Raw genomic sequence first — 23,287 nt, 5'->3', positions numbered from 1 at the left:
ACCTCGAATTCGTTAGATATTCAAAGTATATCAAAACGCTGATTTAGGGGAATACCGACAAGCGATCGCATTTTATCAACGGGCTTTACGGCTGGGATTGATTATCCCTAGCGGGTAGAAGTTCGATACCGATCGACTCTGACCCCGGTTGGAAAGTGAAAGTATCGGCGGTTATACTGGGATTAAAATTCCAGTCGGATAATATTGCCTTGTACTGGGGTGAACCGGGTAGAGTTTTATAGGTAATAATCGCTTTCCTCAGTAGGGGGGTGGCATCTTGTGTGACCCAGATTTGATAATCGCGATCGCTACCGATCAGCAGCAGGTGATACATCGGTTCGCGGTTGACCATGTCTTTGCCGATAAAAATAATTTGCCTGACATCGGCCTTTAGATCTGCACAGGGATCGTTCGCTGCCAGATTTGACATGGGAATGCTGATCCCGTACCTTTGCTCTACTTGGTCTAAGGCTTCATCTAGAGTATTCGGCGCCGGTTTCGTGACGTATAGATCCCGTTCCAGATCCGCAAGGGTGAAGGTTTTACCGTCGTAAAAAAAGCGGGTAACTCGTTCATCCCCAGTATAGTCCGAGCGCAGGCGATCGGGTTTCTCTACCCAGATGTTTTGATAGGCACTGTACTGAACTTTCGCCCCGGATTCGAGTACATCGTCATAGGTGACATCCATATTGACGGTGAACGAGCGCTGTTTGGTTAAATTAGCACAGAGCTGCTCGATCACCTGTTCCGCCGTTTTTGGGCGGATTTCCTGGGATAGAGTCGGTATTTCCGCCAAGACTCCTGCGGCAGCGACCCAAGGCAAAAGTAAAGAAAGAATCGGCATAAAGCGACGCATAATCATCTAATATTCTCCAAGGCGATCGATTGTTTTGGTTAACGACCATTGTGTAAACTGACTAAACGAGCGATAAAAACGGCGGGATAGAGAACTCCAGTCATTCCTTCTAAATTGGCTAAAACTCTAGCGATTTTACTGGTAGGAACTATATCACCGTAGCCAACCGTAGCCAGGGTAGTAAAGCTGAAATGAAGTATATCTGCCTGGTTGATGGTTTTAGCAGCAGAGCTAAAGGAATCGGGGTCGAAAATCTGGATGATATTATAAGCGGCCGCCCAGAAAAATCCTAAGAGAAAATAGACACAAATTCCCCCTTTGATGATATCGGACGTGACTTGTTCGGCGGGAATTAATTCTAGTAAAATCGAGTACACACATAAACTAATAAAAGCTAGAAAAATTAATGTACTAGATAGCTCGAACCAACGGTTGAAATCGCTATAAATAGGGATAATCGTGCTGAATGCTCGCAGGAGGAGGGCAATCAAAAACAGACCGATATTAAATCTTAAAGCCAATTTACTTCGATCGATCTGATAGACGGCGATAATGAGAATGAGGGAGAAGAAAAAGAAAATCAGCCAATCTCCCAGGGGTAGATATACTAAAAACGGGTAAATAATGTAGAGCGAGAGCAGATTTGCCAGCAGCCGATTGTATTTATTTTCTGTGGCCTGTATCAATTGACGGAATTTCATAGCAGCGAACCTTTAATTGGGAATATTTCCTCCTGCTCATCAATTTTAAGGGCATTTATCTCCTATCTTCTTTCTAAATTTTCTTGCTTGAATAAACAGCGAGTTTCTATCTATTAGCCTCTAGAAGACTATTATAGAAGCTTGGCAAGAGCGATCGCTATCAAAAAATGGCAAACTTAGACTTATAGATAGAACTTTTCGGTATTTTTTATTAAGAATTGATCGTAAATTTTAAAAAATATTGCGGATAACGAGAAACCCCTATTTCTTTCAATCAAGGAAAAAAGTCAGAGTCTGACGTTATTATACTAAATCCGTTGAGTATAGGCTAGTTATGAGGAGAAGCACTCATGCAAGAGGCACTCATGCAAAGGGGAGAATACATAATCAGTTTTTAATAACCGGATTTAGTATTAACCCATAAAAGCCAAAAAACTCTACAATTAAGATTAGTGGCTCTTCTGGTTTATGTGTGGAAACGAGGTCTATACTGATAGAATATCCGCAAAATAGCCCTAAAAGTCTTGCCCGATAAGCATTTCACGATTCCATAAGCAAAAATTATCACACAAAGTCGAGAAGAGCCGATTAGTGAGGTATATTACATATTTACAAGAGAATAACTCTTAATAATACTTAATTATTTTTAATAATTCCGCTATTCTAAACCAGACAAAATGAATATTAATTTACAGCCCCTGATCGAGACTATTTCCTTTCACGATATCGATGAACTAGGGTCGCGGATGAGAGCTTTTCGTTGGGACATGGTTCATCGACCGATCGAGGTGGGAACTTTCGAGGGGGAACTGTTCGTAGCTCAAGTCGGGGGCATACAATTCGCCCGACCGATTTACAATCGAGGAATTCGTTCTCAAGGGGATTCTCCTCCCAGGACAATCACCGTCGGCATACCCTTGTCCACACCCCAGGTGTTCAAGTGGCACGGGTATTCCTTATCGTCGAATTCCGCTCTCTTGCAGAAAAGTTCCAGGGGGATCGATATGCTTCGATCGGGAAACTTCCCCCTAGCACTGGTTACTATCGATAACGATTCTTTGTTTTCTCTGGTTGAACAAACCGATCGGCCCCGGGTAGCATCTTTAATTACCGATTCAACCCTTGCAATTCAACCAGAGCCGACTGTCCTGAGACGATTTCGCTCTCATTTAAGATATATTTTTGAGCTTTTCCAGAGACAACCCCAGACAATTCTACAGCCAGCCATGCAATCGCTGATCCGAGAGGATTTTATCTCTCTGGTTCTAGATGTACTCGATTCCCATCAAAACGATCCGCCGCTGCGCCCTTCAATACGACATCCCTACATTAAGCGAGCAGAGGAGATCTTACTGGACAATCTCGATCGCCCCCTCTCGATCCTCGATCTCTGCCAAGAACTTCACATCAGTGAACGTACCCTCCGTTACGGTTTTCAGGAATGTTTTGGCCTGGGACCTGCGACTTATCTCAAAATTCAACGTCTTAACGGGGTACGACGACAACTAAAAGCGTCTGCGGGTAGGGGAATCACCGTTAGTGCGATCGCCATACAGTGGGGATTCTGGCACATGGGTCAATTTGCCAAAGATTATAAGAAAATGTTCGGTGAGTGTCCGTCGGCAACTTTGCGAGATAATTCTTTAACAAAATAAAAGTTAGATTTGCAGAATTTTGATAGTTTCTCCGAGTCTGCCAACGTTAAATATTAGTAGTAAATATTGAATCCTAGCTTTCTCGGGTATGTGAGCGGGGTTTGTGCTTGGTTCGGAGAGTAAAAACGAGGAGCAATTCTCTGAAAATCTCACGGGTTGACGCACAGAAATTAACCCCAGAAGAAACAGGAGAACTCGCTCCACTGCGAGCGAGCATGACCAAGTCCCGCGCCAAGAATTAGAATTAGTGAGAACTTTGGTCACGGAAAAAGTCAAGGCGGGACAATTAAGGCTTAATTATCTTTAATCGTCCCCGAAGAGCCAATTTTAGAAAAACTTAACGGGAAAAACTATCATGTTGACAAAAACTTTCAGCTTTCTCTGGGCTGGTTTAATCCTCGGACTGACCTCGATGGCCGTTGTCGCCAGTACCAAAGATCAGGCTACCGAACTTCCGAAAAACTGTCAGTACCTCAAGGAAGTAGCCACTAATCAGACCCATATCCGCAAACAGATCGATGCCATAGGAAAGAATAACTTTAACACCGATTTCGCCGTTCCCTCCGGGGTGAAATTTGCCTCTTTTAAAGGGGTAATGGTTCCCGAAAACGATGGCAAATACGGAGTAACGATCAATCTCAAGTATCCCGATAATTCGGTTAATAGTGCCTTCCAGAAAAATGTCGAGATGAAGAGAGGACAAACCTACTCGCTCCCTTTCCAATCTCCCACGGGAAGACAGCCCTATCAAATCAATCTCAATATCAACGGGGCAAATAATAACGCCTACACGATCGCCGTAATGGCCTGTAAATAGCGATCGCTTTGATTCCGAACTCTCTACCGACGGTCATCCGCAGCGACGAGGCAACAGAAGCCGATCAATTATCCTCTCGATCGCGCAAAATTCTCGCCTGTCGGAGATATTCTTGTCCCGCTCCCACGAATAAACCAATTCCCGCTCCCCACCAGCCGTAGGTGTGTAATAATTGCCGGTAGGAATCCGTATCGTACTTGAGTTGATCAACCTCTGGCTGGCCAAATTTGACTAATCCCAAACCAATAACAAAACCGATCGCCGCCGTGAAGATAGCGGAAAAAAGAATTCGTCTGCCGTTCATCCTATCGTGATCCCTCCATGGTACTCAGTATATCGAGCCTCTTTATCAAACGTCCCGTTTTAGCGACGGTTTGTTCTCTGTTAATCGTCTTAGCTGGAGCGATCGCTTTTCCTTTGCTGCCCGTCGCCAAATTACCGCAACTAGCCCCCACCCAGGTGAAAGTAACCGCCACCTATATCGGTGCCGATGCCCGCACCACCGAAGATACGGTAACGACCATCTTGGAGCGGGAAATTAACGGCGTGGAGAATATGAAATACATTAGCTCTAATACGAGTAATGATGGGGTTGCTAATATCACGGTGGCCTTTCCCACGAATATAGACCGTAATCAGGCGCAGGTCAATGTCCAAAACCGAGTCGGTCTGGCCGAACCCCGATTACCAGATGGGGTCAAACAAACGGGGGTTAAAGTTGATAAAGCCTCGCCGAATATTCTGCTCGCCTACGCTTTTTTCTCGGAGAAAGACCCGTCAGGAAAGGCAATTTACGATCCGATTTTTATTAGTAATTATATCGATCTCAATATCACCGATGAAATTAAACGGCTGTTCGGGGTCGGGTCAATTACCATGTTCGGGGAAAGAAAATATGCTATGCGGTTTTGGCTCGATCCCGATAAATTAGCAGCTCGCAATCTCACCGCCGGCGATGTGGTACGGGCGATCGAAGAGCAGAATTTACAGGTAGGTGCGGGACGTATTGGTCAGGAACCCACCCTTCCCGATCAACAGTTCGAGATTCCCCTGCGGAGTTCGGGACGCTTTCGCACAGTAGAGGAGGCAGGGGAACTGGTGGTTAAGGTGGGAGATAATGGTGCCTTAATCACCTTGGCGGACGTGGGACGGGTGGAATTGGGGGCAGAAAATTACGATACCGCCGCATTCTACAACGGTGAACCAGCGATCGGTTTGGCGGTGTACCAACTACCCGGAACTAATGCCCTGGCCACGGGAGAGGCGATTAAAAAGGCGATCGCTCGCCTACAGGCAAGTTTTCCGCCGGGGCTAAAGGTCGAGGTCGCTTTTGATACGACTACCTTTGTCAATGTAGCGATCGCTGATGTCAAGGATAACACCATGGAGGCCATCCTGTACGCCATCATCACGATCATGATTTTCCTGCAAAACTGGCGGTTAGCGATGATTCCAGCGATCGCTATGCCCGTAGCCATGATCGGTGCGATGGCGGCGGTGTTAGGTTTTGGCTTGGAATTAAATCTTTTGACTCTGTTCGGCATAATTCTAGCGATCGGCACCGTTACCGATGATGCGGTGGTAATCGTCGAAGCGGTACAGGTGAAAATGGCCACGGGAATGAAACCGCTGCAAGCTTCCCTCGATGCCATGAACGAGTTAGGCGGGGCGGTGATTGCCTCGGCCTTGACCCAACTGGCTGTTTTTATTCCGGTCGCTTTCTTTCCGGGGACGACGGGTATCGTTTACCGTCAGTTTGCCGTTACTTTGGCAGCGGCGATCGTTTTCTCCACCTTTAACGCCATTACCCTCTCCCCGACGCTGGCATCCCTAATTCTCCGTCCCCCGAACGCTACCCCCGACCCGATCGATCGGATATTTCGCTTTCTGTTCGGTTGGTTTTTCGATCTTTTCAATCGCATTTTTGGCTGGATCGAGAGGCGTTACGGTCAATTTATCGAGGCTTTAACCCGGATCAAACCGATGATCATGATAATTTTCGCCGCGGGCTTGGTGGCGACGGTTTTTATGTACCAAGTCGTTCCCTCCGGTTTTATCCCGGAAGAAGATCAGGGCTACTTTTTTGTTCTAGGCAATTCCCCCTCGAATACCTCCCTGAACTACAGTCGTCAGCAAGTGGCCGATGTGGGTCGGGTACTGGAGGAGATGCCAGAAATGCAGGCCTTTCTCGGTATTGCGGGCAACAGTTTCGAGGGCAATAACTACAATAAATATCTTTTCTTTGCTCGTCTCAAACCCTGGGAGGAACGTCCCGGTCAGGATCAATCGGTTTTCGCTCTGCTAAAAACCCTGAACGCCAAACTCCGCAGCGAGATTACTGGCTCTAAAGCTGTGGCGATTAACGCTCCGGCGGTGGACGGGTTGAGTGCCACCGGTGGACTAGAATTTCAGCTACAAAATCGGGCGGGTTTACCGATGGAGACGATGATCGAAGTGACCCAGAAATATATGGCGGCGGCGAGCCAACGTCCCGAACTGCAAGGTGTGTTTACCCAGTTTACTTTCTACACCGATCAGTCGGAAATCTCGTTAGATAGAAAAAAAATTAATGCCCTGAATATCGATGTGGCCGAGGTGCTGAGAACTCTGCAAACCTATATCGGTTCTAACTACGTTAACGATTTTGTCTTTGCTAATCGTCAGTATCGCGTGTATGCCCAGGTTAATCCGCAGTTTCGCTCGAATCTCGCCGATCTTGAGGGCTTTTATGTGAAAAGCCGGGATGGTGCCTTGGTGCAGTTAAGTAGCGTGGTTACGGTGCAGAGTCTTAATTATCCCCCCACCCTCACCCACTATAACGTTTACCCCTCGATTAAAATTCAAGCGGCTCCAGCCCCGGGTTATAGTTCTGGTCAAGCGATTAAGGTGATGGAAGCGGTGGCCAAGGAGACTTTACCCCCTAGTTTCGGCTACGAGTGGACGGGAAGCGCTCTCGAAGAGCTATCTGCTGGCAATGCGACTATTCTCATTTTTGGCTTAGGTTTTGTTCTCGTTTTTCTGGTACTGGCCGCCCAGTACGAGAGTTATATCGACCCAACGATTATTATGCTCACGGTTCCTCTCTCTACTTTAGGGGCATTATGCGCCATCTGGTTCCGGGCAAATATCCTACAGGCAGGGAGTTTTTGGCCGATTATCAGTAACGATATCTACGCTCAAGTGGGGTTGTTAATGTTGATCGGTATGGCCTCTAAAAACGCGATCCTGATCGTGGAAACTGCCAATCAAAACCGCGAGATGGGTCTGGATTTTACCGAGGCGGCGGTAGAGGCGGCCAAGTCACGTTTCCGACCGATCATGATGACTTCTTTATCGGGAATTGTCGGTTATATACCTTTAATGACGGCGGCGGGAGCCGGTGCGCTCAGTCGTTGGTCGATCGGTACGGTAAGCTTCGGGGGCTATTTGGTTGCCACTCTCTTAAGTTTAGCGATCGCTCCTATTTTATACATCGTGATTAAAACCTTGGAAGATAAATTTCTCGGTTTGGATGTAAGCAAAAATAAACTGGAAAAACCCGGTTAAACTGGCGAAAAAGTATCGCTACCAGTGGTTGATCGGGTTGCGAGATTTTTGGGACATTTTCGATGACAGGAGAAGAGTGAGGATGGCGACTCGATTAAATTTTTCTAGGGAGCGGTTTTCCCTACCCGGGTTAAAGCGTCTGCGATCCTATCGCTCGGCTTGGTTACAGGGAGATGTGATCGCGGGGATCACCGTGGCGGCCTATCTCATTCCCCAATGTCTGGCCTACGCGGAACTGGCCAGAGTACAACCGATCGCCGGATTATGGGCGATCCTACCGCCTATGCTTATGTATGCGCTGCTCGGTTCCTCACCACAACTCTCCGTCGGGCCAGAATCGACGACGGCAGTGATGACCGCCGCCGCCATCATGCCCCTCGTCGCCGGGGATAGTAGCAACTACGCCAGTCTGTGCAGTCTATTGGCCCTACTCGTGGGGAGCGTCTGCTGCGTCGCCGCTTTCGCCCAGTTGGGGTTTCTCGCCGATCTCCTCTCCAAACCGATTCTCGTCGGCTACATGGCCGGAGTAGCGGTGATCATGATCGTCGGTCAGTTGGGAAAAATTAGCGGGATGTCACTAAAAGCGGAATCGCTTTTCGGACAGATCGGGGAATTTTCCCGACATTTATCGGAGATTCACCCACCAACTCTGATTCTCGCCGCCGCTGTTCTAATTTTCCTGCTAGTGGTACAACGTCGCTTTCCCAATGCCCCCGGCCCTTTACTCGCGGTTCTACTGGCGACATCGGCAGTATATTTGTTCCAGCTGAACGAGCGAGGCATCGCCGTGATCGGGGAAATTCCCGCAGGTTTACCGAGTTTGAAAGTACCGAGGGGTTTTTCTTCCCAGCAGTTCGTCTATTTACTCTCCTCGGCCATCGGTATCGCCCTCGTCGGCTATTCCGATAACGTCTTGACCGCGCGCGCGTTCGGGGCGAAAAACGACTATCGCATCAATGGCAATCAGGAATTACTTGCGCTGGGAGCGGTGAATATTGGCAACGGGATAATGCAAGGCTTTCCCGTCAGCAGTAGCGGCAGTCGCACGGCGATCGGCGATTCTCTGGGCAGTCGATCGCAACTGTTTTCCCTCGTGGCTTTTCTGATCGTGATTTTGGTACTCTTGTTCTTACGTCCGCTGCTATCCCTGTTTCCGAAAGCGGCCCTGGGGGCGATCGTGATTTACGCCGCGCTCCGTCTGATCGAGATATCGGAGTTCAACCGTCTGCGTTGTTTCAAAACCAGTGAGTTCCGATTGGCACTCGTCACCATGTTCGGTGTCCTGGCCACCGATATCCTCGTCGGGGTAGGGGTTGCCGTGGGGTTATCGGTGGTGGATCTGTTCACGCGGCTGATGCGACCACACGATGCGGTTTTGGGGGAAGTGCCGAATCTCGCAGGTCTGCACGATATCGAGGATTGGAAGGGTGCGACGACGATCCCCGGATTGGTTCTCTACCGTTACGACGCGCCCCTCTGTTTCGCCAATGCCGAGAATTTTCGGAAAAGGGCAATAGCGGCGATCGAGGCGGAGAAAACCCCCGTCGAGTGGTTCGTTCTCAACGCCGAAGCGATTCTAGATATCGATATTACGGCGGTCGATATGTTGAAAGAATTACATCGAGAATTAATCGGCCGTGGTATTACTTTCGCTATGGCGCGGGTGAAGCAAGATTTATATCAGCAATTAAAAAAAGGAGACCTATCCGAGACGATCTCGACCGAACGTATTTATGCAACCCTAGAGGAAGCGATCGAGGCGTTTCATTATCGTAACTCACCCCCATCATCCCCTTCTCAAGATTGACACTTTTACCGCTCATTTCTAGGCAATCTAGGGGTAAATTCTCAGTTCACAGACCTAAACTAATAAGCTGTTCATAATTTAAATTGCTTGGGCCAGACGAGGCAAGGGGCAACAGGCAAGAGGCAACAGTAAAGGGATTGAAGGAGATTTAGCTAATCTAAGGATGGGCGGTTAAAATGCGTCTTAGCTTACCGAATCATTACCCAAAAAAATCAACAGAAAACTTCTTATAGAAGTGGGGCAAGGGGGAAATTTTCAGCTTTAACCTGGAATATACCCCCCTTTTCCCAACAAAAGAGCGAGATTTTAGCCCCCGGCTGAAGGCTGACCATGAGATAAAATTTTGTTACGAGCATTCCGCCAGCAATTTTTGAGCAAGATATAATCGAAGTAGCAGGGCTGCCATTGGGCTAAAAGTTAAGCAAATTTAATAGATAGCCATTTCAGAAAAAATCGATCATCGATGATGTTGATCTTCCCCAGATAAGGAACGAGTGAAGATTAATTGTTGAACCGAGCATCAGAAGCTATCTCTAAAGGGGGAAATGTTAGAAAGTTATCCCATTCGGGGAACCATCAGTCTTAACTTATCTATTTCCTATTGCTTGTATTCATTTAGTCATCTAACAGCAAGGGATGTAATCTCATTCAGGGGAAAAAGTCGCTATGAACCACCAAATAGAAACCCCGATCCGCTCACCTTCTCAAGCTCGATTCCGTTCGCGGGAGGAGCGCATCCAGATCGGTAAATCCCTGCGGGAGCGATTGCCGCGTTCTGGCCACGCTATCTGGCAACCCCCCGCAGCTGGTCGAGAGCCGATCGAGATCATCGAAGCATCAAATCGAGGGCGATTACAGGAATTGATTCCTATCCGCTACGGACGAATGTTGCGGAGTCCCTTTACCTTCCTGCGCGGTTCCGCTTCTTTGATGGCCTACGATCTGGCCACCACTCCCAAAACTGACCTGATCGTGCAGGCCTGCGGGGATTGCCACCTGTTGAACTTCGGATTTTTTGCCACCCCCGAACGCAATTTAGTCTTCGATATTAACGATTTCGACGAAACGCTGCCCGCACCTTGGGAATGGGATCTCAAGCGTCTCGTGGTCAGCTTTGTCATTGCCGGCAGGGATAGCGATCTATCCGATCAAGAATCGAAGGCGGCGGCGATCGATTGCGCTCGTTCCTATCGAGAACACCTGCGGGAATATTCTCGCCTCAGTCCCTTAGAGGTATGGTACACGCGCATAGGAGCAGAACAGGCGATCGAGATGGCTCCCGACGAAAAGACGCGGAAGATACGGGAACAGATGATGGCAAAAGCCCGCGAGCGCATCATCGAACATCTTTACCCCAAGATCGTCACTCAAACCGGGGGACGCAATCGCTTTGTCGATCAGCCGCCCATTCTCTACCATGTCAACGAACCGGATTGGGAGACTCTCGTGCGCGAGGGTCTGGAAGACTATCGCCAATCCCTGCCGGAGGAACGCCGGGTCCTCTTTGATCGCTACCAGTTAGAGGACTTTGCCCTGAAAGTGGTAGGCATTGGCAGTGTCGGCACTAGATGTTATATCGCCCTATTTTTCTCGGAAGACAACCATCCCCTCATCCTACAAGTTAAGGAAGCCTGCCCTTCGGTTCTTGAACCCTATACCGCCAAGAGCCAGTACGAAAATCAGGGACAACGGGTGGTTACAGGCCAGAGATTGATGCAATCCTCTAGCGACATATTTTTAGGCTGGACCCAGGGAAGACGGGGGAAAGACTTCTATTTACGGCAACTGCGGGATATGAAGTTTTCCCTACCCATTGAGGGAGTGTCGGCTGTCCAACTGCAACGCTACGCCGAGTTCTGTGGCTGGACCTTAGCCCGCGCCCACGCTAAATCTGGAGACGCGGCCACCATTAGCGGTTATTTGGGGAAAGGAGATCAGTTCGATCTAGCGATGGGCGAATTTGCGATCGCTTATGCCGAGCAGACAGAACGAGATCACGCCGCTTTGGTGGATGCGGTTAAAACAGGACGGGTCGAGGCTTTGGTAGAAGAAGATTTATAGCATTAAGCTATCAGCTATCAGCCTGTTATTTCTCCGTCTATCGGAGGGCGCAGGTTCCTAGCGCCCCGACAGTAACGGATTTTGTCCACAATGTAGGAGCGAACTGCGTTCGCCCAAAAGGTACATTATCAAAGCGCAAGTCCATTAGGAGTCGGTCGTCGGTCGGGGAAGAGGGATTTTCTCCGCTGAGAGAATAGAGATTAGGGAGCGATTTTGAGCGGATCTAGGCAAGATCAGCCCCTTGCTGCCGAAAAATTTGACTTTTGATGGTACAATTCCCCTGGAAAGTCAAGATCGGCTCTCAAAGGGTGGCTATATGGTTCCAACTTCAGATCAAGCCAATGATTTCATTCAAAAAAATGCCCGGAGCAGTGGTGTCACCAACGCTATCATCAATGGTGTGATTGGCTGGTTTATGTTTCGAGGAAAAGATACTCTACCGCTTACTGTGGATACCATATCAGGGCATGAAAAAACGGTCTTCTCCACGGGAGTGATGACCGCTTTTATACTTTCCCTCATCTTAGGGATGATTGCCTTTTTTACCTTCCGCCAAAAAGCCAAAGATTTCCACATCGCATCCCCAGAACTTTTAGAGCGCCCTTTCTTCTTTTTTGGGGTCAGGACAGTCCTGTTTTATGCTCTGTTTGTCTTTGGTACAGTGGCCTTGGCTGCTCTATTCTTGCAAAAGTTTTTGGGGACGATTCTGGTAACACCTGTTGTCGGCGCAATTATCTTAGGGATTATCGCCGGGATAGCCTCTTGGTTTATTAATGCGGCGGTGATGAAAGCCATCGGGCGGCCTGAGTAGATTTTTGAGGTATGACCGAGTATCATTGAATATTATGGAGATTTTATGACCGTTTTGGACGCATTTAAGCTCGATGGACAAGTAGCGATTGTAACCGGGGCAGGTGCGGGCATTGGCCGGGGCATTGCCGAATTATTTGCCCAAGCAGGGGCAGCGGTGGTGGTCAGTGACCTCAAGGAAGACACCGCCGCTATTGTTGCTGATGGCATTAAGGAAAAGGGCGGCAGAGCGATCGCGGTTGCCTGTGATGTTACCAATGAACAGGCCTTAGAAAACTTAGTCAAGTCCACCCTGGATGCTTTTGGCAAAATCACCCTGCTGGTAAACAATGCCGGCGGTGGTGGGCCAAAACCCTTTGATATGCCCATGGATACTTTCATCTGGGCCTATAAAATCAATGTATTTTCGACGTTTCATCTCTGTCAATTATGTGTCCCTTATATGGAAGCGGCGGGGGGAGGAGCGATTTTAAATATCTCCTCGATGTCGGCAGAGAACAAGAATATCAATATGGCCTCTTATAGCTCCTCTAAAGCCGCCGTTAGCCACCTCACCCGCAATATTGCTTTTGATCTCGGACCGAAAGGAATTCGCGTCAATGCGATTGCACCTGGCGCGATCAAAACCGATGCCTTGGCTAAGGTGCTGACTCCGGATATTGAAAAAGTGATGCTCAAGCATACCCCCCTCGCCCGCTTAGGGGAACCCAGTGATATTGCCTACTCTGCCCTTTTCCTCTGTTCACCGGCGGCCAGTTGGGTGAGTGGGCAGCTCCTCACCGTTAGCGGCGGCGGGGTTCAGGAATTGGATTAACAGTCTATTATCGATTCATTTAACCGTATTTAACGACAAAAAGGAGAGAATATGAGCAATTTTGATGCTTTTGCTGATTTTCGGATGGATGGTCATGTGGCCATTGTCACCGGCGGGGCCCAAAATATTGGGGAAGCCATTGGGAAAACCTTTTCCGGCGCGGGAGCCAAGGTCATGATTGCCGACCTGAATGGAGAGAAGGCCCAAGCAACAGCCGAGGCTATTCAAGCTGTCACAGGGAATCAAGTTCTAGGGATCGGCTGCAACGTCACTGTGGAGGAAGATATTCAACAATGTGTGGCCAAAACGGTGGCAGCTTTTGGCGGCATTTCTACCCTTGTTAATAACGTTGGTTGGGGTAAAGCTTACGACGACCCCCTAGAGGTTCCCATGGAGGAAATGATCGAAAGCTATAAACTCAATACCTTAGCGGCGACGCGGATGACTTCCGCTTGTCGCCCCTATTTGCTGAAAGCGGAAAATGCCACGATTACTAACTCCGGTTCGCTGGTGGGGGTTTTGCCAGCTTTTGACTTTATTGCCTATTCTGCCGCTAAAGCCGCCCTTAACCATCTGATGCTAGGTCTGGCTCACTATTTTGCTAAACAGGTCCGCGTCAATACTGTCTTAATTGGGACCGTGATCACCGAAGGCTATGCGGCGGCGGGTTTGGATGAAAAAGCCCAATATGCTCTAGCTCATCCCGACAACCTGACCGGACGCGCTGGTAAACCCCAAGATATTGCTAACGCTTTCCTCTGGTTAGCTTCTCCAGCTGGTTCTTGGGTGAGCGGTCAAACCTTACAAGTCTCTGGTGGTGGCAAACGCGTCCGTCTCAAACCCGAATAACGGCTCTCTTGCCCCTCCTTGACCTTTCTCTGCGATTTGGCGTTATGGTTTTTGCTGCTTCTGGATATCGTCAGGCCTTCAGGCTAGTAACTTCTTCAGTGTTAGCATTGTTTATTACTTCTGTATGGGTAAGTCCAGTAATACTAGCCCTTGGGTTATCCTACAAGTGTCCCTGTTTATGTTTTTCTGAGTTTATCCTCATGTTGCCAGAGGACAAGGATGATGGTATGTGATATAATTTGCTCTTGCTTTCATCTACATATTTAAGTGATTTTGTCAAGAAAATGAGCGAATTAAAATCCCAAATCACGGCTATTGATCATCAACTTTCCAAACGTCCGATCGCTCTCGATCCCGCAGGATATTTTATTATTTATCTCGACCGAGAAGCTGGGTTAATCTGTGCCAAACATTACAGCAATATTATCAACGAAAAAGGTTTAGCCGTCGATCCAGAAACGGGAAAAGTTATCGGTGTTAGGCAAAAACTTGATCGCAATCCTGAGACTATTTACACCGCAAGAACCGCCAAAGAATTAGCCGTCAAAGTGATCGAAGAAACCCAACCTTGTCCCATTACTATGTTCGATCATGCTGCTTATTTAGGTCGAGAATTTACCCGCGCTGAATACGCTTTAATCACCGGGGAAGAATATATTCAGGATTAAAAATTGGGCTTTTCAGTAATCATTGAACAGTAATCAGTAAACAGGGATAAAGATGAAGATAAATAACTTAAAACTTAAAACTTACATCTGATAACTGATAACTGATAACTGATAACTGTTAAACCGTGCCTTTAAATAACCCTTGGGGACGGAATAATAACAGCAAGATCATAATTAATAAAGCCACGGCTAATTTATAATCAGAACCAATTAAGGGAACACTAATTTCTTGGGCAACACCAATAATTAAAGCCCCAGCAATCGCTCCGTAGGGATTACCAATACCACCTAAAATAACGGCCGCAAACATTGGTAAGATTAAAAACCAGCCCATATTGGGACGTACTCCCCCAGTAATTAACCCGAACATCCCTCCGGCTAAAGCAGTTAAAACTCCCGTAATTATCCATGTCCAGAACACAACCCATTCGACGTTAATTCCAGTTACTCTAGCTAAATCGGTGCTGTCAGCTACGGCGCGCATCGCCTTACCGATCTTAGTTTTTTGTAATAAAAAATGGAGGGCAATAATAACTATAATTGCCAAACCAATGACTAACAATCGATCGAAAGCTACTTTAATCCCAAAAATTTCTGTAGCGGTCATCACAGGCAGATCGTAGCGTTGATTACTACCGCCCCAGATCATTAAAATACCATTGCGAAGAAATAAAGCCAAACCGATCGAAATAATAATTAAAGTGGTAGAATCAGCCCGTCGATCGCGCATAGGTTTCCATAATAATCTCTCGGCAATGAGCATGGCAATAGCTGTCACTGCTGCCCCCACCAGCATCGCTAACCAGAGATTAATCCCTTGAGCATTTACCACCCAAGTTATGTAAGCACCCAAAGTCATAAAATCGCCGTGGGCAAAATTAGACAGACGCAAAATGCCACAGGTAAGGGTTAACCCAACAGCAGCCAGAGCAATAATACTGCCGACGGCTAAACCATTGAATAAAAGTTGCGGTGTATCCATCAAACCTCTTGTATAAATCAGAAATTGTCCTTAGAGATAGGAGTCAGGAGAGAGAAAATTAATTAACTTTTGTCTTTATTTAGCTGAAAGCTGATGGCCTGTTGCTTAAATATTTTTGTTTAGACTAAATTGCATGGCAGATAAGCTTAGACAGCTATTATAAAGGTTTCTGTGCCAGCAATTTCTAGCGGCCAGCGAAAAGCTGACGGCCGATGGCTTACTGCTATAAAATCAAGAATGCCCACTGATGGAATTTTCCCCTGATGAAAACTATCTTTCGATTAGCGATCGCTTTTTTTGCAATACTATTTATCCTATCTCCTGTCAATGCCTTAGCTGCCAGTTCTGCTGCTGTCACAGGAGCCAATGCCAGTTATGAAAACCAGAATCTGACAGGAAAGGATTTTTCGGGACAAAATTTGCAATCTGCTCAATTTACTAACGTTAATCTCCAAGATTCTAACTTTAGTTCTGCCGATTTGCGCGGGGCGGTGTTTAACGGAGCCTCTATCATCGAAGGCAACTTTCATGGAGCGGACTTAACCAATGGGTTAGCCTATCTGAGTACCTTTAAAAATTCCGATTTAAGCGATGCCATTTTTGCCGAAGCAATTATGCTGCGTACCATTTTCGAGGGAGTAAATATCAACGGTGCTGATTTTAGTTTTGCCGTGCTTGACGCTCAACAAATCAAAAATCTCTGTGAAAGAGCCGAGGGTGTAAACTCAAAAACCGGCGTCTCTACCCCGGAATCTTTAGGATGTGATCAATGATGCAAACAAGGGTTGGTGTTATTGGTGGTGGACAATTAGCTGGGATGATGGCACAGGAAGCCAAGAAATTAGGCATTTCTCTAATTGTACAAACACCACACCCCGACGATCCCGCCGTTGCTTTAGCTGACGGGGTTGTCTTCGCAGAAATAGCTGACGTGGAAGGCACAAAAAAACTAGCTCAACATTGTGATCTGATTACTTTTGAAAATGAGTTTGTTAATTTAGATGCCCTAGAAGAATTAGCGGCCACAGGAGTGAAATTCTATCCTAGTTTGGCAAATCTGCGCCCCCTATTGGATAAATACGAGCAAAGATGTTATTTACGCTCCCTAGGGTTGCCTGTGCCTGATTTTTGGGCGATAGATAATTTATCCCAACTAGAAAATTATCCTTTTCCGCTAGTGCTGAAAGCGCGACGACACGGTTATGATGGTCAAGGAACCTTTATTATTCGCACTCCTGAAGAATTAAACGCCAAAAAGCCGCAATTAGAGCGTCTTGACTTGATGTTAGAAGCTTATATTCCCTACGAGCGCGAATTAGCCATCGTTGCCGCTAGGGGATTAACCGGGGAAATCGTCACCTATCCCGTGGTGGAAACCCATCAAGAGGAGCAAGTCTGTCACTGGGTAATCGCTCCCGCCGCTCTTAACCAATCATTACACGCTCAAACCGAACCTATCGCCCATCATCTGTTAAGTAGTTTGTCGGCGGTGGGTGTTTTCGGGATCGAATTATTTGTCACTCCGCAGGGAGAGGTATTGATTAATGAAATCGCTCCCCGTACCCATAATTCGGGTCATTACAGCCTCTCTGCCTGTCTTACCTCCCAATTTGCCCTACAACTGCAAGCAGTGGCTAATTTGCCCCTCGGAGCCACGGATTTAAAATCTGCCGGGGCAGTCATGGTTAATTTATTAGGTTTTGAGGATAGTGACGGCGATTACGCCGAAAAACGAGCAGTTTTAGCGGCAATTCCGGAGGCTCACGTTTTTTGGTATGGTAAAAAATCCCGTCCGGGTCGAAAATTAGGCCATGTCACCCTGTTAAGGGATACAAGCGATCGCTCTGAGTTATCAGCCCTAGCAAAGCAGATAGAAAAGCTTTGGTATGGTGGTTAGGGAATTATGAATTATGAATTATGAATTATGAATTGGGGAGTGGGGAGTGGGGAAGTGGGGAAGTGGGGTGACCACTTCGTGCGCGTTGCGGGGGGAAGTGGGGAAGTGGGGAAGTGGGGAAGTGGGGAAGTGGAGCATTTGGCTGAAATTTCCCTAAACCCCTAAACCCCTAAATCCCTATCACCCTGACTCCTGAATCCTGACTCCTGACTCCTAAATCCTGAATTATGCCCCCAGCAAGAAACTTTTTCAGGAAATCCTAATTAAAAGACTTTTTTGATTGCCTCGGCCAGTTTTTGACTGATTAACTCGTTACCGTCTCCACTGAGGTGAATATTATCGCGATAGAGGGAATCAGGATTAGGATGGGCTTGAAAAATGGGCAGAAAATCTAGATAAAAAATCTGCTGGTTGTCGGTGAAATCCGCTAGTCTTTGACGGGATTTCAATTCATAATCTCGCCCCTGTTTTTGAGCTTCGCGAATGAGGGGGGTAATAGCGATAATTAAACGGGCTTGATTAGCCTGAGCAAGGGCTTGAATTTGGGCAAGAGCGGTTAAATTATTGCCCACTCGATCGCCTCCTTCTTGCACCGGTGGTAGGGGAGGATAACGCTTAAAATATCGATCATATAATTCGATTAAAGCTAAAGCCGGCCGGCGAGCGGGATAATTAATTTCTCGTCCCACCACCGCCGAACTAGGAGCTAAAGCGAACAGATCATCGGTGTTCATTAATAACACAATCACCTGGGATTCAAAGGTTCCGAAACGTCGCAGATAAGCCAATTGATTGCGCGGTCCCCACGAATTGGCCGAAGCATTGAGAACCTCCACTGAACCAGTCAGATTCTGGCCTAAATTTTTGGTGATTAAAGCAGAAATGGTCTCTTTTTGATCCGTCCACCAGGAGCCATTAGCGATCGAATCACCGATTAACATTATTCTCGTCGTCTCTGGGGGCCGTTGAGGTGTAATCGGATCGCTCCGCATCGAATACTGATTAACGGCGATAAGATTGGAAAAACGGCGTGTTTGTTGATTAGGAGCCAAAAGATAGCCAATTTCGGCATCAGCTTCGTAAATAAGCGGATTACCGAACCCGAAGACAATTCTTAAAATAGCCTCAAGGAAAAGGGCAAGGGCGAAAAGAACGCCTAGAATGATTAAAGACAGCCGAATGATACCAATTTCTAATAACACGGATAGATGAGAGTTCGCTAATTTATGATCCTAAAGTGTCTCATACTTTCCACATCCATCTCATGAAAAGGAGTTAAGAGCAATGTCAGACTTAAATCGTGGCATCATGAAATTCGAGGGAGCCGATAAACCGGCAGTAGTGGCGATATCGTCGATTATCGTTATCGGTAGTATTATTGCTCTGATCCTTTGGGCAATGAAAGTCGCCTACATCTAGTTAGGGTTTGCGGCAAAAAGTTTCTCGTGGGGGCAGGGTGTGGGGTGTAGGGTGTAGGGTGTAGGGTTTTACCCATTTTCATCTGGTAAATTACCTAATTTTCAGGGAAAAAGTCCCTAAATTTTCCCCCCGATCCCTCCTAGCTAAGGCACTTTTTGATTTCCCAAAAGGTCTAAAAGTCTTACCCAACAAGGTTTTTAGATTTATTCAGCCACCTGTAGTTAACTAGAATAATTTCGCTCACTTTTGGTATCACTCGGTTTAAATTTCTTGCCGTCACGATCTCACCTCTTGTCCCCTTGAGCCTGTAGGATAGGGTCAAGGGGGAAATTGCTAGTTCCCTCTATTGCGCTTGCTAGTCACACTCGACTCGAAACAGATCATCGATGAGCAGATCAACTTCTGTTTTAACAGAACTGTTGCAGTTACTCCCCCAATGGCGAACGCAGATGTACTTCAAAGCATCCCTGACCGCGCTATCCCACGCCATGGAGGATCAGGTTTTAGCGGAAGACGATCAACCATTAGTGATTGCCAGTTTTCAGCGTGAGCGCTTTTATCGTCAAGAGGCCCATCGCTATCGACGCATTGCCCAAAAAAGCGGGCAAGTTTATGTTTTGTCGGCCCCAGAAACCGATTTTAAGCATAGTTCCGACATTTACGAGACGATCGCTTTTCAACCAGAGGACAGTTTAGCCCAAGAATGGCATCTAGTGGTTATCAGTCGCCATTATGCTAGTTGTTTAATCTGTCGGGAGCGAACCCATCTGACAGCAGAGGGGGAAAATGGGGCAGCTATGGATAATAATCGTCGTTTTGAGGGGATTTGGACGAGTGATCGCCATGTAAGTCAACAGGCCGCCCAAATTCTTTTAAATCATATTCTCGATTATCGTCCCGAACTAGCGGAGAAAATTAGGCGCGCCCAAGAAGAATACCTGATCTGTGAACTGACGGACAGGGATCATCAAGATGAACCGGATCCCTTTGTCCAGCGATTGGTCACTTATTTGCAAGCAGGACAGTATAAACTGCTGAAAGCCAATCGCTCCCTGGCATCGAAAGAACACAAGGAAAGACTGATCAACTCGGTGACAGCGGCGATCCGTCGTTCCCTCGATCCGGAAGATATCCTACAGGTAGCAGTGCAGAAATTGGGCGAGGGATTAGGAGTCTGTCGCTGCGTGGTCTATCGTTGTAAGGAAGCCGACATTAACGCCACCATCGAACACGAATTTTTAAACCCCGGCATTACTTCCATCAAAGGACAAAAATGGCCCCTGAAAAATAATCCTCTGTTTCAGGAAGTGCTGGAATTGAGAGAATCCCTAAAAATCGAAGACGCTATTCACGATCCCCGTCTCCCCGGGGATTCCATTCAAAATCTGGTGCGGGAATGTTCCATCTTTTCTTGGTTATTAGTACCGATTTTTTACCAAAGTCGTCTCTTGGGAATGTTGGAACTGCATCACTGTGGACCCTATACCACCACTTGGAAAAGCGAGGATGTCGCCCTTGTGGACGCGGTGGCCACTCAAATCGGAGTCGCTCTCATTCAAGCAGAGGCATACGCTAATTTACAGGATTTAAACGAACAATTAGCTGCCCTCGATCGCACTCGTTCTAATTTAGTCGCCATTACCGGCCATGAATTACGCACCCCCCTGTCCACCATTCAAGTCTGTCTAGAAAGTTTGGCCTCGGAACCAGATATGCCGGCGGAAATGCGCCAAATTATGCTTGATACTGCCCTGAAAGATGCGGAACGAATGCGTAAGTTAATCCAAGATTTTTTAACTCTTTCCAGGTTAGAAAGTGGCCGGGTTAATTGGAATCCCGAAGCTTTATCTTTATCGGAATGTGTGGAATTAGCCATCAGTCACGTTCACTCCCGCCATCTCGACAACGACAACCCAAAAATTAGCAATCTTGTCCCCCCTAATCTGCCCTTTGTTTTAGCCGATGGCGAGTGGTTAGTGGAATTACTCTCCAAACTGCTCGATAATGCCTGTAAGTTTACCGGACGGGAGGGAAATGTCTCGATCGAAGTCGCTTCGGGAAAACCAAAAACTCTAGAAGTAACCATTTCTGACACTGGACGCGGGATCGAACCCAATCGTTTAGAACAGGTTTTTGATCGCTTTTACCAAGAGGAAGGGGCCCTGCGACGCAGTGCCGGGGGAACCGGGTTAGGACTGGCTATCTGTCGTCAGATCGTTAATGGTTGGGGCGGCAAAATTTGGGCAGAATCCAGGGGCAAAAATCACGGCAGTCAGTTTCATTTTACTATTCCAATATTTAAAGATAAAACTAACGATAATCCCCAAAATACCGCTCCGAAAAAATCCTCTCGTCGTCCGGCCAGTAAACGTAAATAGCGGCTGATTACCCGTTTAGTTTTTGCTCTTTACTCGTGATACTAAATCCAGTTATTAAAAACTGATTATGTATTCTCCCTTTTCCCTCTTGCCTCTTGCCTTTTGCCTGTCCTGATATGTAGCATATACCTAACGGATTTAGTATGACTTCCTATGCCTTTTCTTCATCAAAAACTCAACAAAAAAGCATTAAAAAAGAAGCATCAAATACCCAAGATATATAATAAACTTAAAAGAGTAATCAATCAGTCGTTTTTAGGTGAAAAAATTATGGGACGCGCCAAGAGAGTGGTTTTAGCTTATTCCGGAGGAGTCGATACTTCCGTCTGTATTCCCTATCTCAAACAGGAATGGGGAGTAGAAGAAGTGATTACCCTAGCCGCCGATTTAGGACAGGGAGACGAATTAGGACCAATTCAAGAAAAGGCTCTGCGCTGCGGAGCGATCGAATCCTTAGTGGTGAATGCCCAGGAAGAATTCGTCAAAGAATACGCTTTTCCCTCAATTCAAGCTAATGCCCTCTACGAAAATCGTTATCCCCTTTCTACCGCCCTGGCTCGTCCTTTAATCGCTAAATTATTAGTAGAGGCCGCCGAGAAATACGGGGCCGATGCCGTCGCTCACGGTTGCACCGGCAAAGGTAACGATCAAGTGCGTTTTGATGTGGGCATTATGGCCCTCAATCCTAGTTTAAAAGTTCTCGCTCCCGCCCGGGAATGGGGCATGAGCCGGGAAGAAACCATTGCCTACGGGGAAAAATTCGGGATCGAGTCTCCCGTGAAAAAATCCTCGCCTTTTAGTATCGATCGTAACCTGTTGGGGCGCAGCATTGAAGCCGGTCCCTTGGAAGATCCGATGACGGAACCCCCGGAAGAAATCTATTTAATGACCAAAGCGATCGCCGATACTCCCAACGAGCCAGAATACGTCGATATTGGTTTTAATCAGGGGATTCCCGTCAGTTTAAACGGAGAAAATCTCGATTCTGTCACGCTAATTAGTCAATTAAATGACCTAGTGGGTAAACACGGTGTTGGTCGGTTAGATATGATCGAAAACCGGGTAGTGGGAATTAAATCCCGAGAAATTTACGAGGCCCCAGCTTTATTAGTTTTAATTGATGCTCACCGGGACTTAGAAAGTTTAACTTTAACTGGAGATGTTACCCAATATAAACGGGGAATTGAAGAGACCTACGGACAGTTAATTTATAAAGGATTGTGGTACAGTCCCTTAAAGGAAGCGATCGATGCTTTTATCCTCAAAACCCAAGAACAGGTAACGGGATCGGTGCGAGTGAAACTGTTTAAAGGTAACGCTAAAGTGGTCGGTCGTCAGTCAGTCAATTCTATCTATTCTCCCGATTTAGCTACCTATGGGGCCGAGGATCAATTTGATCATAAAGCTGCCGAAGGTTTCATCTATGTTTGGGGATTACCCAGCAAAGTTTGGGCTGAAAAAACTAGAGGGAAGTAATCAACAATCCTCCCCTAAGTAAGTGGGTGTTAATTCAGATCCACCCAGCGATCAACACCCCCCTTATCAAGGGGGGAAGGGGGGATCAACATCCTTATCAAGGTAGGGTTGATTCATGAATCAATCCCCAAGGTAGGGTTAATTCATGAATTAACCCTACTATGGGGGCAGGGGGTATCAGCACCCTTATAAAATTAAATATAAAGATGTTGAATTTTTGCTGATTTAGCAGCAGAAAAACCTTTGCCTGCTGAAAGAAATGGACGTAAAATTGTTGTAGAAATCAAAAGCTTTTTAATACTAAATCCGTTGAGTAACGCACAGAAAACGGGTTTCTCCGAGAAACCCGTTTTCTACTCGGAGAAACCCGTTTTCTACTCCGAGAAACCCGTTTTCTACTCGGAGAAACCCGTTTTCTACTCATGCACTCATGCAAAAAGGGGAATAAATAATCAGTCTTTAATAACCAGATTTAGTATAAGTCCCTAGCTTTAGGACAATATATTTTATATCGAAATTTAATCAGTTTTCCTGTAAGTTAAGTTATCGGT

At 46.8% G+C, this 23,287-nt stretch carries 21 protein-coding genes; 16 read left to right on the top strand and 5 right to left on the bottom strand.

Annotated features, from left to right (window positions below; all coding sequences use genetic code 11):
- Positions 1-85: 85 nt before the first annotated feature.
- Together GQR42_RS17465 and GQR42_RS17460 are read right to left on the bottom strand one after the other, a co-directional pair.
- Positions 86-862, bottom strand: a complete 777-nt coding sequence (locus GQR42_RS17465; protein ID WP_158200918.1) for a DUF2092 domain-containing protein — start codon at positions 860-862, stop codon at positions 86-88.
- Between the two features lie 32 nt (positions 863-894).
- The gene (locus GQR42_RS17460) at positions 895-1,557 is read right to left on the bottom strand and encodes a potassium channel family protein (RefSeq protein ID WP_158200917.1); all 663 of its coding nucleotides are present in this window, start codon (positions 1,555-1,557) and stop codon (positions 895-897) included.
- Between the two features lie 677 nt (positions 1,558-2,234).
- Here GQR42_RS17460 and GQR42_RS17455 point away from each other — a divergent pair.
- A complete protein-coding gene (locus GQR42_RS17455) occupies positions 2,235-3,212 on the top strand; it encodes a helix-turn-helix domain-containing protein (RefSeq protein ID WP_158200916.1) in 978 nt (325 codons plus the stop codon).
- Positions 3,213-3,567: 355 nt separating this feature from the next.
- Complete coding sequence (locus tag GQR42_RS17450; protein WP_158200915.1) at positions 3,568-4,029, top strand: hypothetical protein; 462 nt, start codon at positions 3,568-3,570, stop codon at positions 4,027-4,029.
- A 64-nt stretch (positions 4,030-4,093) separates the two neighbouring features.
- Here GQR42_RS17450 and GQR42_RS17445 read toward each other — a convergent pair whose 3' ends face one another.
- Positions 4,094-4,333, bottom strand: a complete 240-nt coding sequence (locus tag GQR42_RS17445) for a hypothetical protein (RefSeq protein ID WP_158200914.1) — start codon at positions 4,331-4,333, stop codon at positions 4,094-4,096.
- A 17-nt stretch (positions 4,334-4,350) separates the two neighbouring features.
- Here GQR42_RS17445 and GQR42_RS17440 point away from each other — a divergent pair, with 17 nt between their 5' ends.
- The 7 genes from GQR42_RS17440 (at position 4,351) to GQR42_RS17405 (ending at position 14,584) form a co-directional block, all read left to right on the top strand.
- Entirely contained in the window at positions 4,351-7,575 is a 3,225-nt protein-coding gene (locus GQR42_RS17440; protein WP_158200913.1) for an efflux RND transporter permease subunit, read from the top strand.
- Positions 7,576-7,657: 82 nt separating this feature from the next.
- Complete coding sequence (locus tag GQR42_RS17435) at positions 7,658-9,382, top strand: solute carrier family 26 protein (protein WP_158200912.1); 1,725 nt, start codon at positions 7,658-7,660, stop codon at positions 9,380-9,382.
- Between the two features lie 666 nt (positions 9,383-10,048).
- Positions 10,049-11,443: a DUF2252 domain-containing protein gene (locus GQR42_RS17430; RefSeq protein WP_158200911.1), complete on the top strand. Its 1,395-nt coding sequence runs from the start codon at positions 10,049-10,051 to the stop codon at positions 11,441-11,443.
- A gap of 316 nt (positions 11,444-11,759) precedes the next feature.
- Positions 11,760-12,254, top strand: coding sequence for a permease (locus tag GQR42_RS17420; protein ID WP_158200910.1), 495 nt, complete (start codon positions 11,760-11,762; stop codon positions 12,252-12,254).
- Positions 12,255-12,299: 45 nt separating this feature from the next.
- A complete protein-coding gene (gene hdhA / locus GQR42_RS17415) occupies positions 12,300-13,067 on the top strand; it encodes a 7-alpha-hydroxysteroid dehydrogenase (RefSeq protein WP_158200909.1) in 768 nt (255 codons plus the stop codon).
- Positions 13,068-13,118: 51 nt separating this feature from the next.
- Positions 13,119-13,916: an SDR family oxidoreductase gene (locus GQR42_RS17410; protein WP_158200908.1), complete on the top strand. Its 798-nt coding sequence runs from the start codon at positions 13,119-13,121 to the stop codon at positions 13,914-13,916.
- Positions 13,917-14,200: 284 nt separating this feature from the next.
- Positions 14,201-14,584, top strand: coding sequence for a DUF4346 domain-containing protein (locus GQR42_RS17405; protein WP_002747361.1), 384 nt, complete (start codon positions 14,201-14,203; stop codon positions 14,582-14,584).
- A 118-nt stretch (positions 14,585-14,702) separates the two neighbouring features.
- Here the strand turns inward: GQR42_RS17405 and GQR42_RS17400 are convergent, their stop codons facing one another.
- Positions 14,703-15,566 (bottom strand): branched-chain amino acid ABC transporter permease, encoded by an 864-nt coding sequence (locus GQR42_RS17400; RefSeq protein WP_158200907.1) that lies wholly within the window; start codon positions 15,564-15,566, stop codon positions 14,703-14,705.
- Positions 15,567-15,829: 263 nt separating this feature from the next.
- Here GQR42_RS17400 and GQR42_RS17395 point away from each other — a divergent pair, with 263 nt between their 5' ends.
- From GQR42_RS17395 to GQR42_RS17385, 3 genes are read left to right on the top strand one after another with little or no spacing between them, the layout of a single operon-like run.
- A complete protein-coding gene (locus tag GQR42_RS17395; RefSeq protein ID WP_045359278.1) occupies positions 15,830-16,339 on the top strand; it encodes a pentapeptide repeat-containing protein in 510 nt (169 codons plus the stop codon).
- Positions 16,336-17,463, top strand: a complete 1,128-nt coding sequence (locus tag GQR42_RS17390; protein WP_158200906.1) for a 5-(carboxyamino)imidazole ribonucleotide synthase — start codon at positions 16,336-16,338, stop codon at positions 17,461-17,463. The genes GQR42_RS17395 and GQR42_RS17390 overlap by 4 nt, the downstream gene beginning before the upstream one ends.
- Before the next feature lie 27 nt (positions 17,464-17,490).
- Positions 17,491-17,628 (top strand): hypothetical protein, encoded by a 138-nt coding sequence (locus GQR42_RS17385; RefSeq protein WP_158200905.1) that lies wholly within the window; start codon positions 17,491-17,493, stop codon positions 17,626-17,628.
- Between the two features lie 98 nt (positions 17,629-17,726).
- Here the strand turns inward: GQR42_RS17385 and GQR42_RS17380 are convergent, their stop codons facing one another.
- Entirely contained in the window at positions 17,727-18,665 is a 939-nt protein-coding gene (locus tag GQR42_RS17380) for an SGNH/GDSL hydrolase family protein (protein ID WP_158200904.1), read from the bottom strand.
- A gap of 82 nt (positions 18,666-18,747) precedes the next feature.
- On the opposite strand from GQR42_RS17380, the gene GQR42_RS29570 reads away from it, so the two are divergent.
- The 4 genes from GQR42_RS29570 (at position 18,748) to GQR42_RS17365 (ending at position 23,225) form a co-directional block, all read left to right on the top strand.
- A complete protein-coding gene (locus GQR42_RS29570; protein ID WP_002736350.1) occupies positions 18,748-18,882 on the top strand; it encodes a hypothetical protein in 135 nt (44 codons plus the stop codon).
- Positions 18,883-19,268: 386 nt separating this feature from the next.
- Positions 19,269-21,260, top strand: coding sequence for a DICT sensory domain-containing protein (locus tag GQR42_RS17375; RefSeq protein WP_158200903.1), 1,992 nt, complete (start codon positions 19,269-19,271; stop codon positions 21,258-21,260).
- Positions 21,261-21,530: 270 nt separating this feature from the next.
- Complete coding sequence (locus GQR42_RS17370; protein ID WP_046663067.1) at positions 21,531-22,736, top strand: argininosuccinate synthase; 1,206 nt, start codon at positions 21,531-21,533, stop codon at positions 22,734-22,736.
- A gap of 243 nt (positions 22,737-22,979) precedes the next feature.
- Positions 22,980-23,225 carry a hypothetical protein gene (locus GQR42_RS17365; RefSeq protein ID WP_233271057.1) on the top strand — a complete coding sequence of 82 codons (246 nt, stop codon included), beginning with the start codon at positions 22,980-22,982 and terminating at the stop codon, positions 23,223-23,225.
- Positions 23,226-23,287: the final 62 nt, after the last annotated feature.

Source organism: Microcystis aeruginosa FD4 (assembly GCF_009792235.1).
In the GTDB taxonomy this organism is placed as follows: domain Bacteria; phylum Cyanobacteriota; class Cyanobacteriia; order Cyanobacteriales; family Microcystaceae; genus Microcystis; species Microcystis viridis.
Note: the sequence above shows the minus strand (reverse complement) of the source record. Positions and strands in the feature narration are given on the sequence as shown.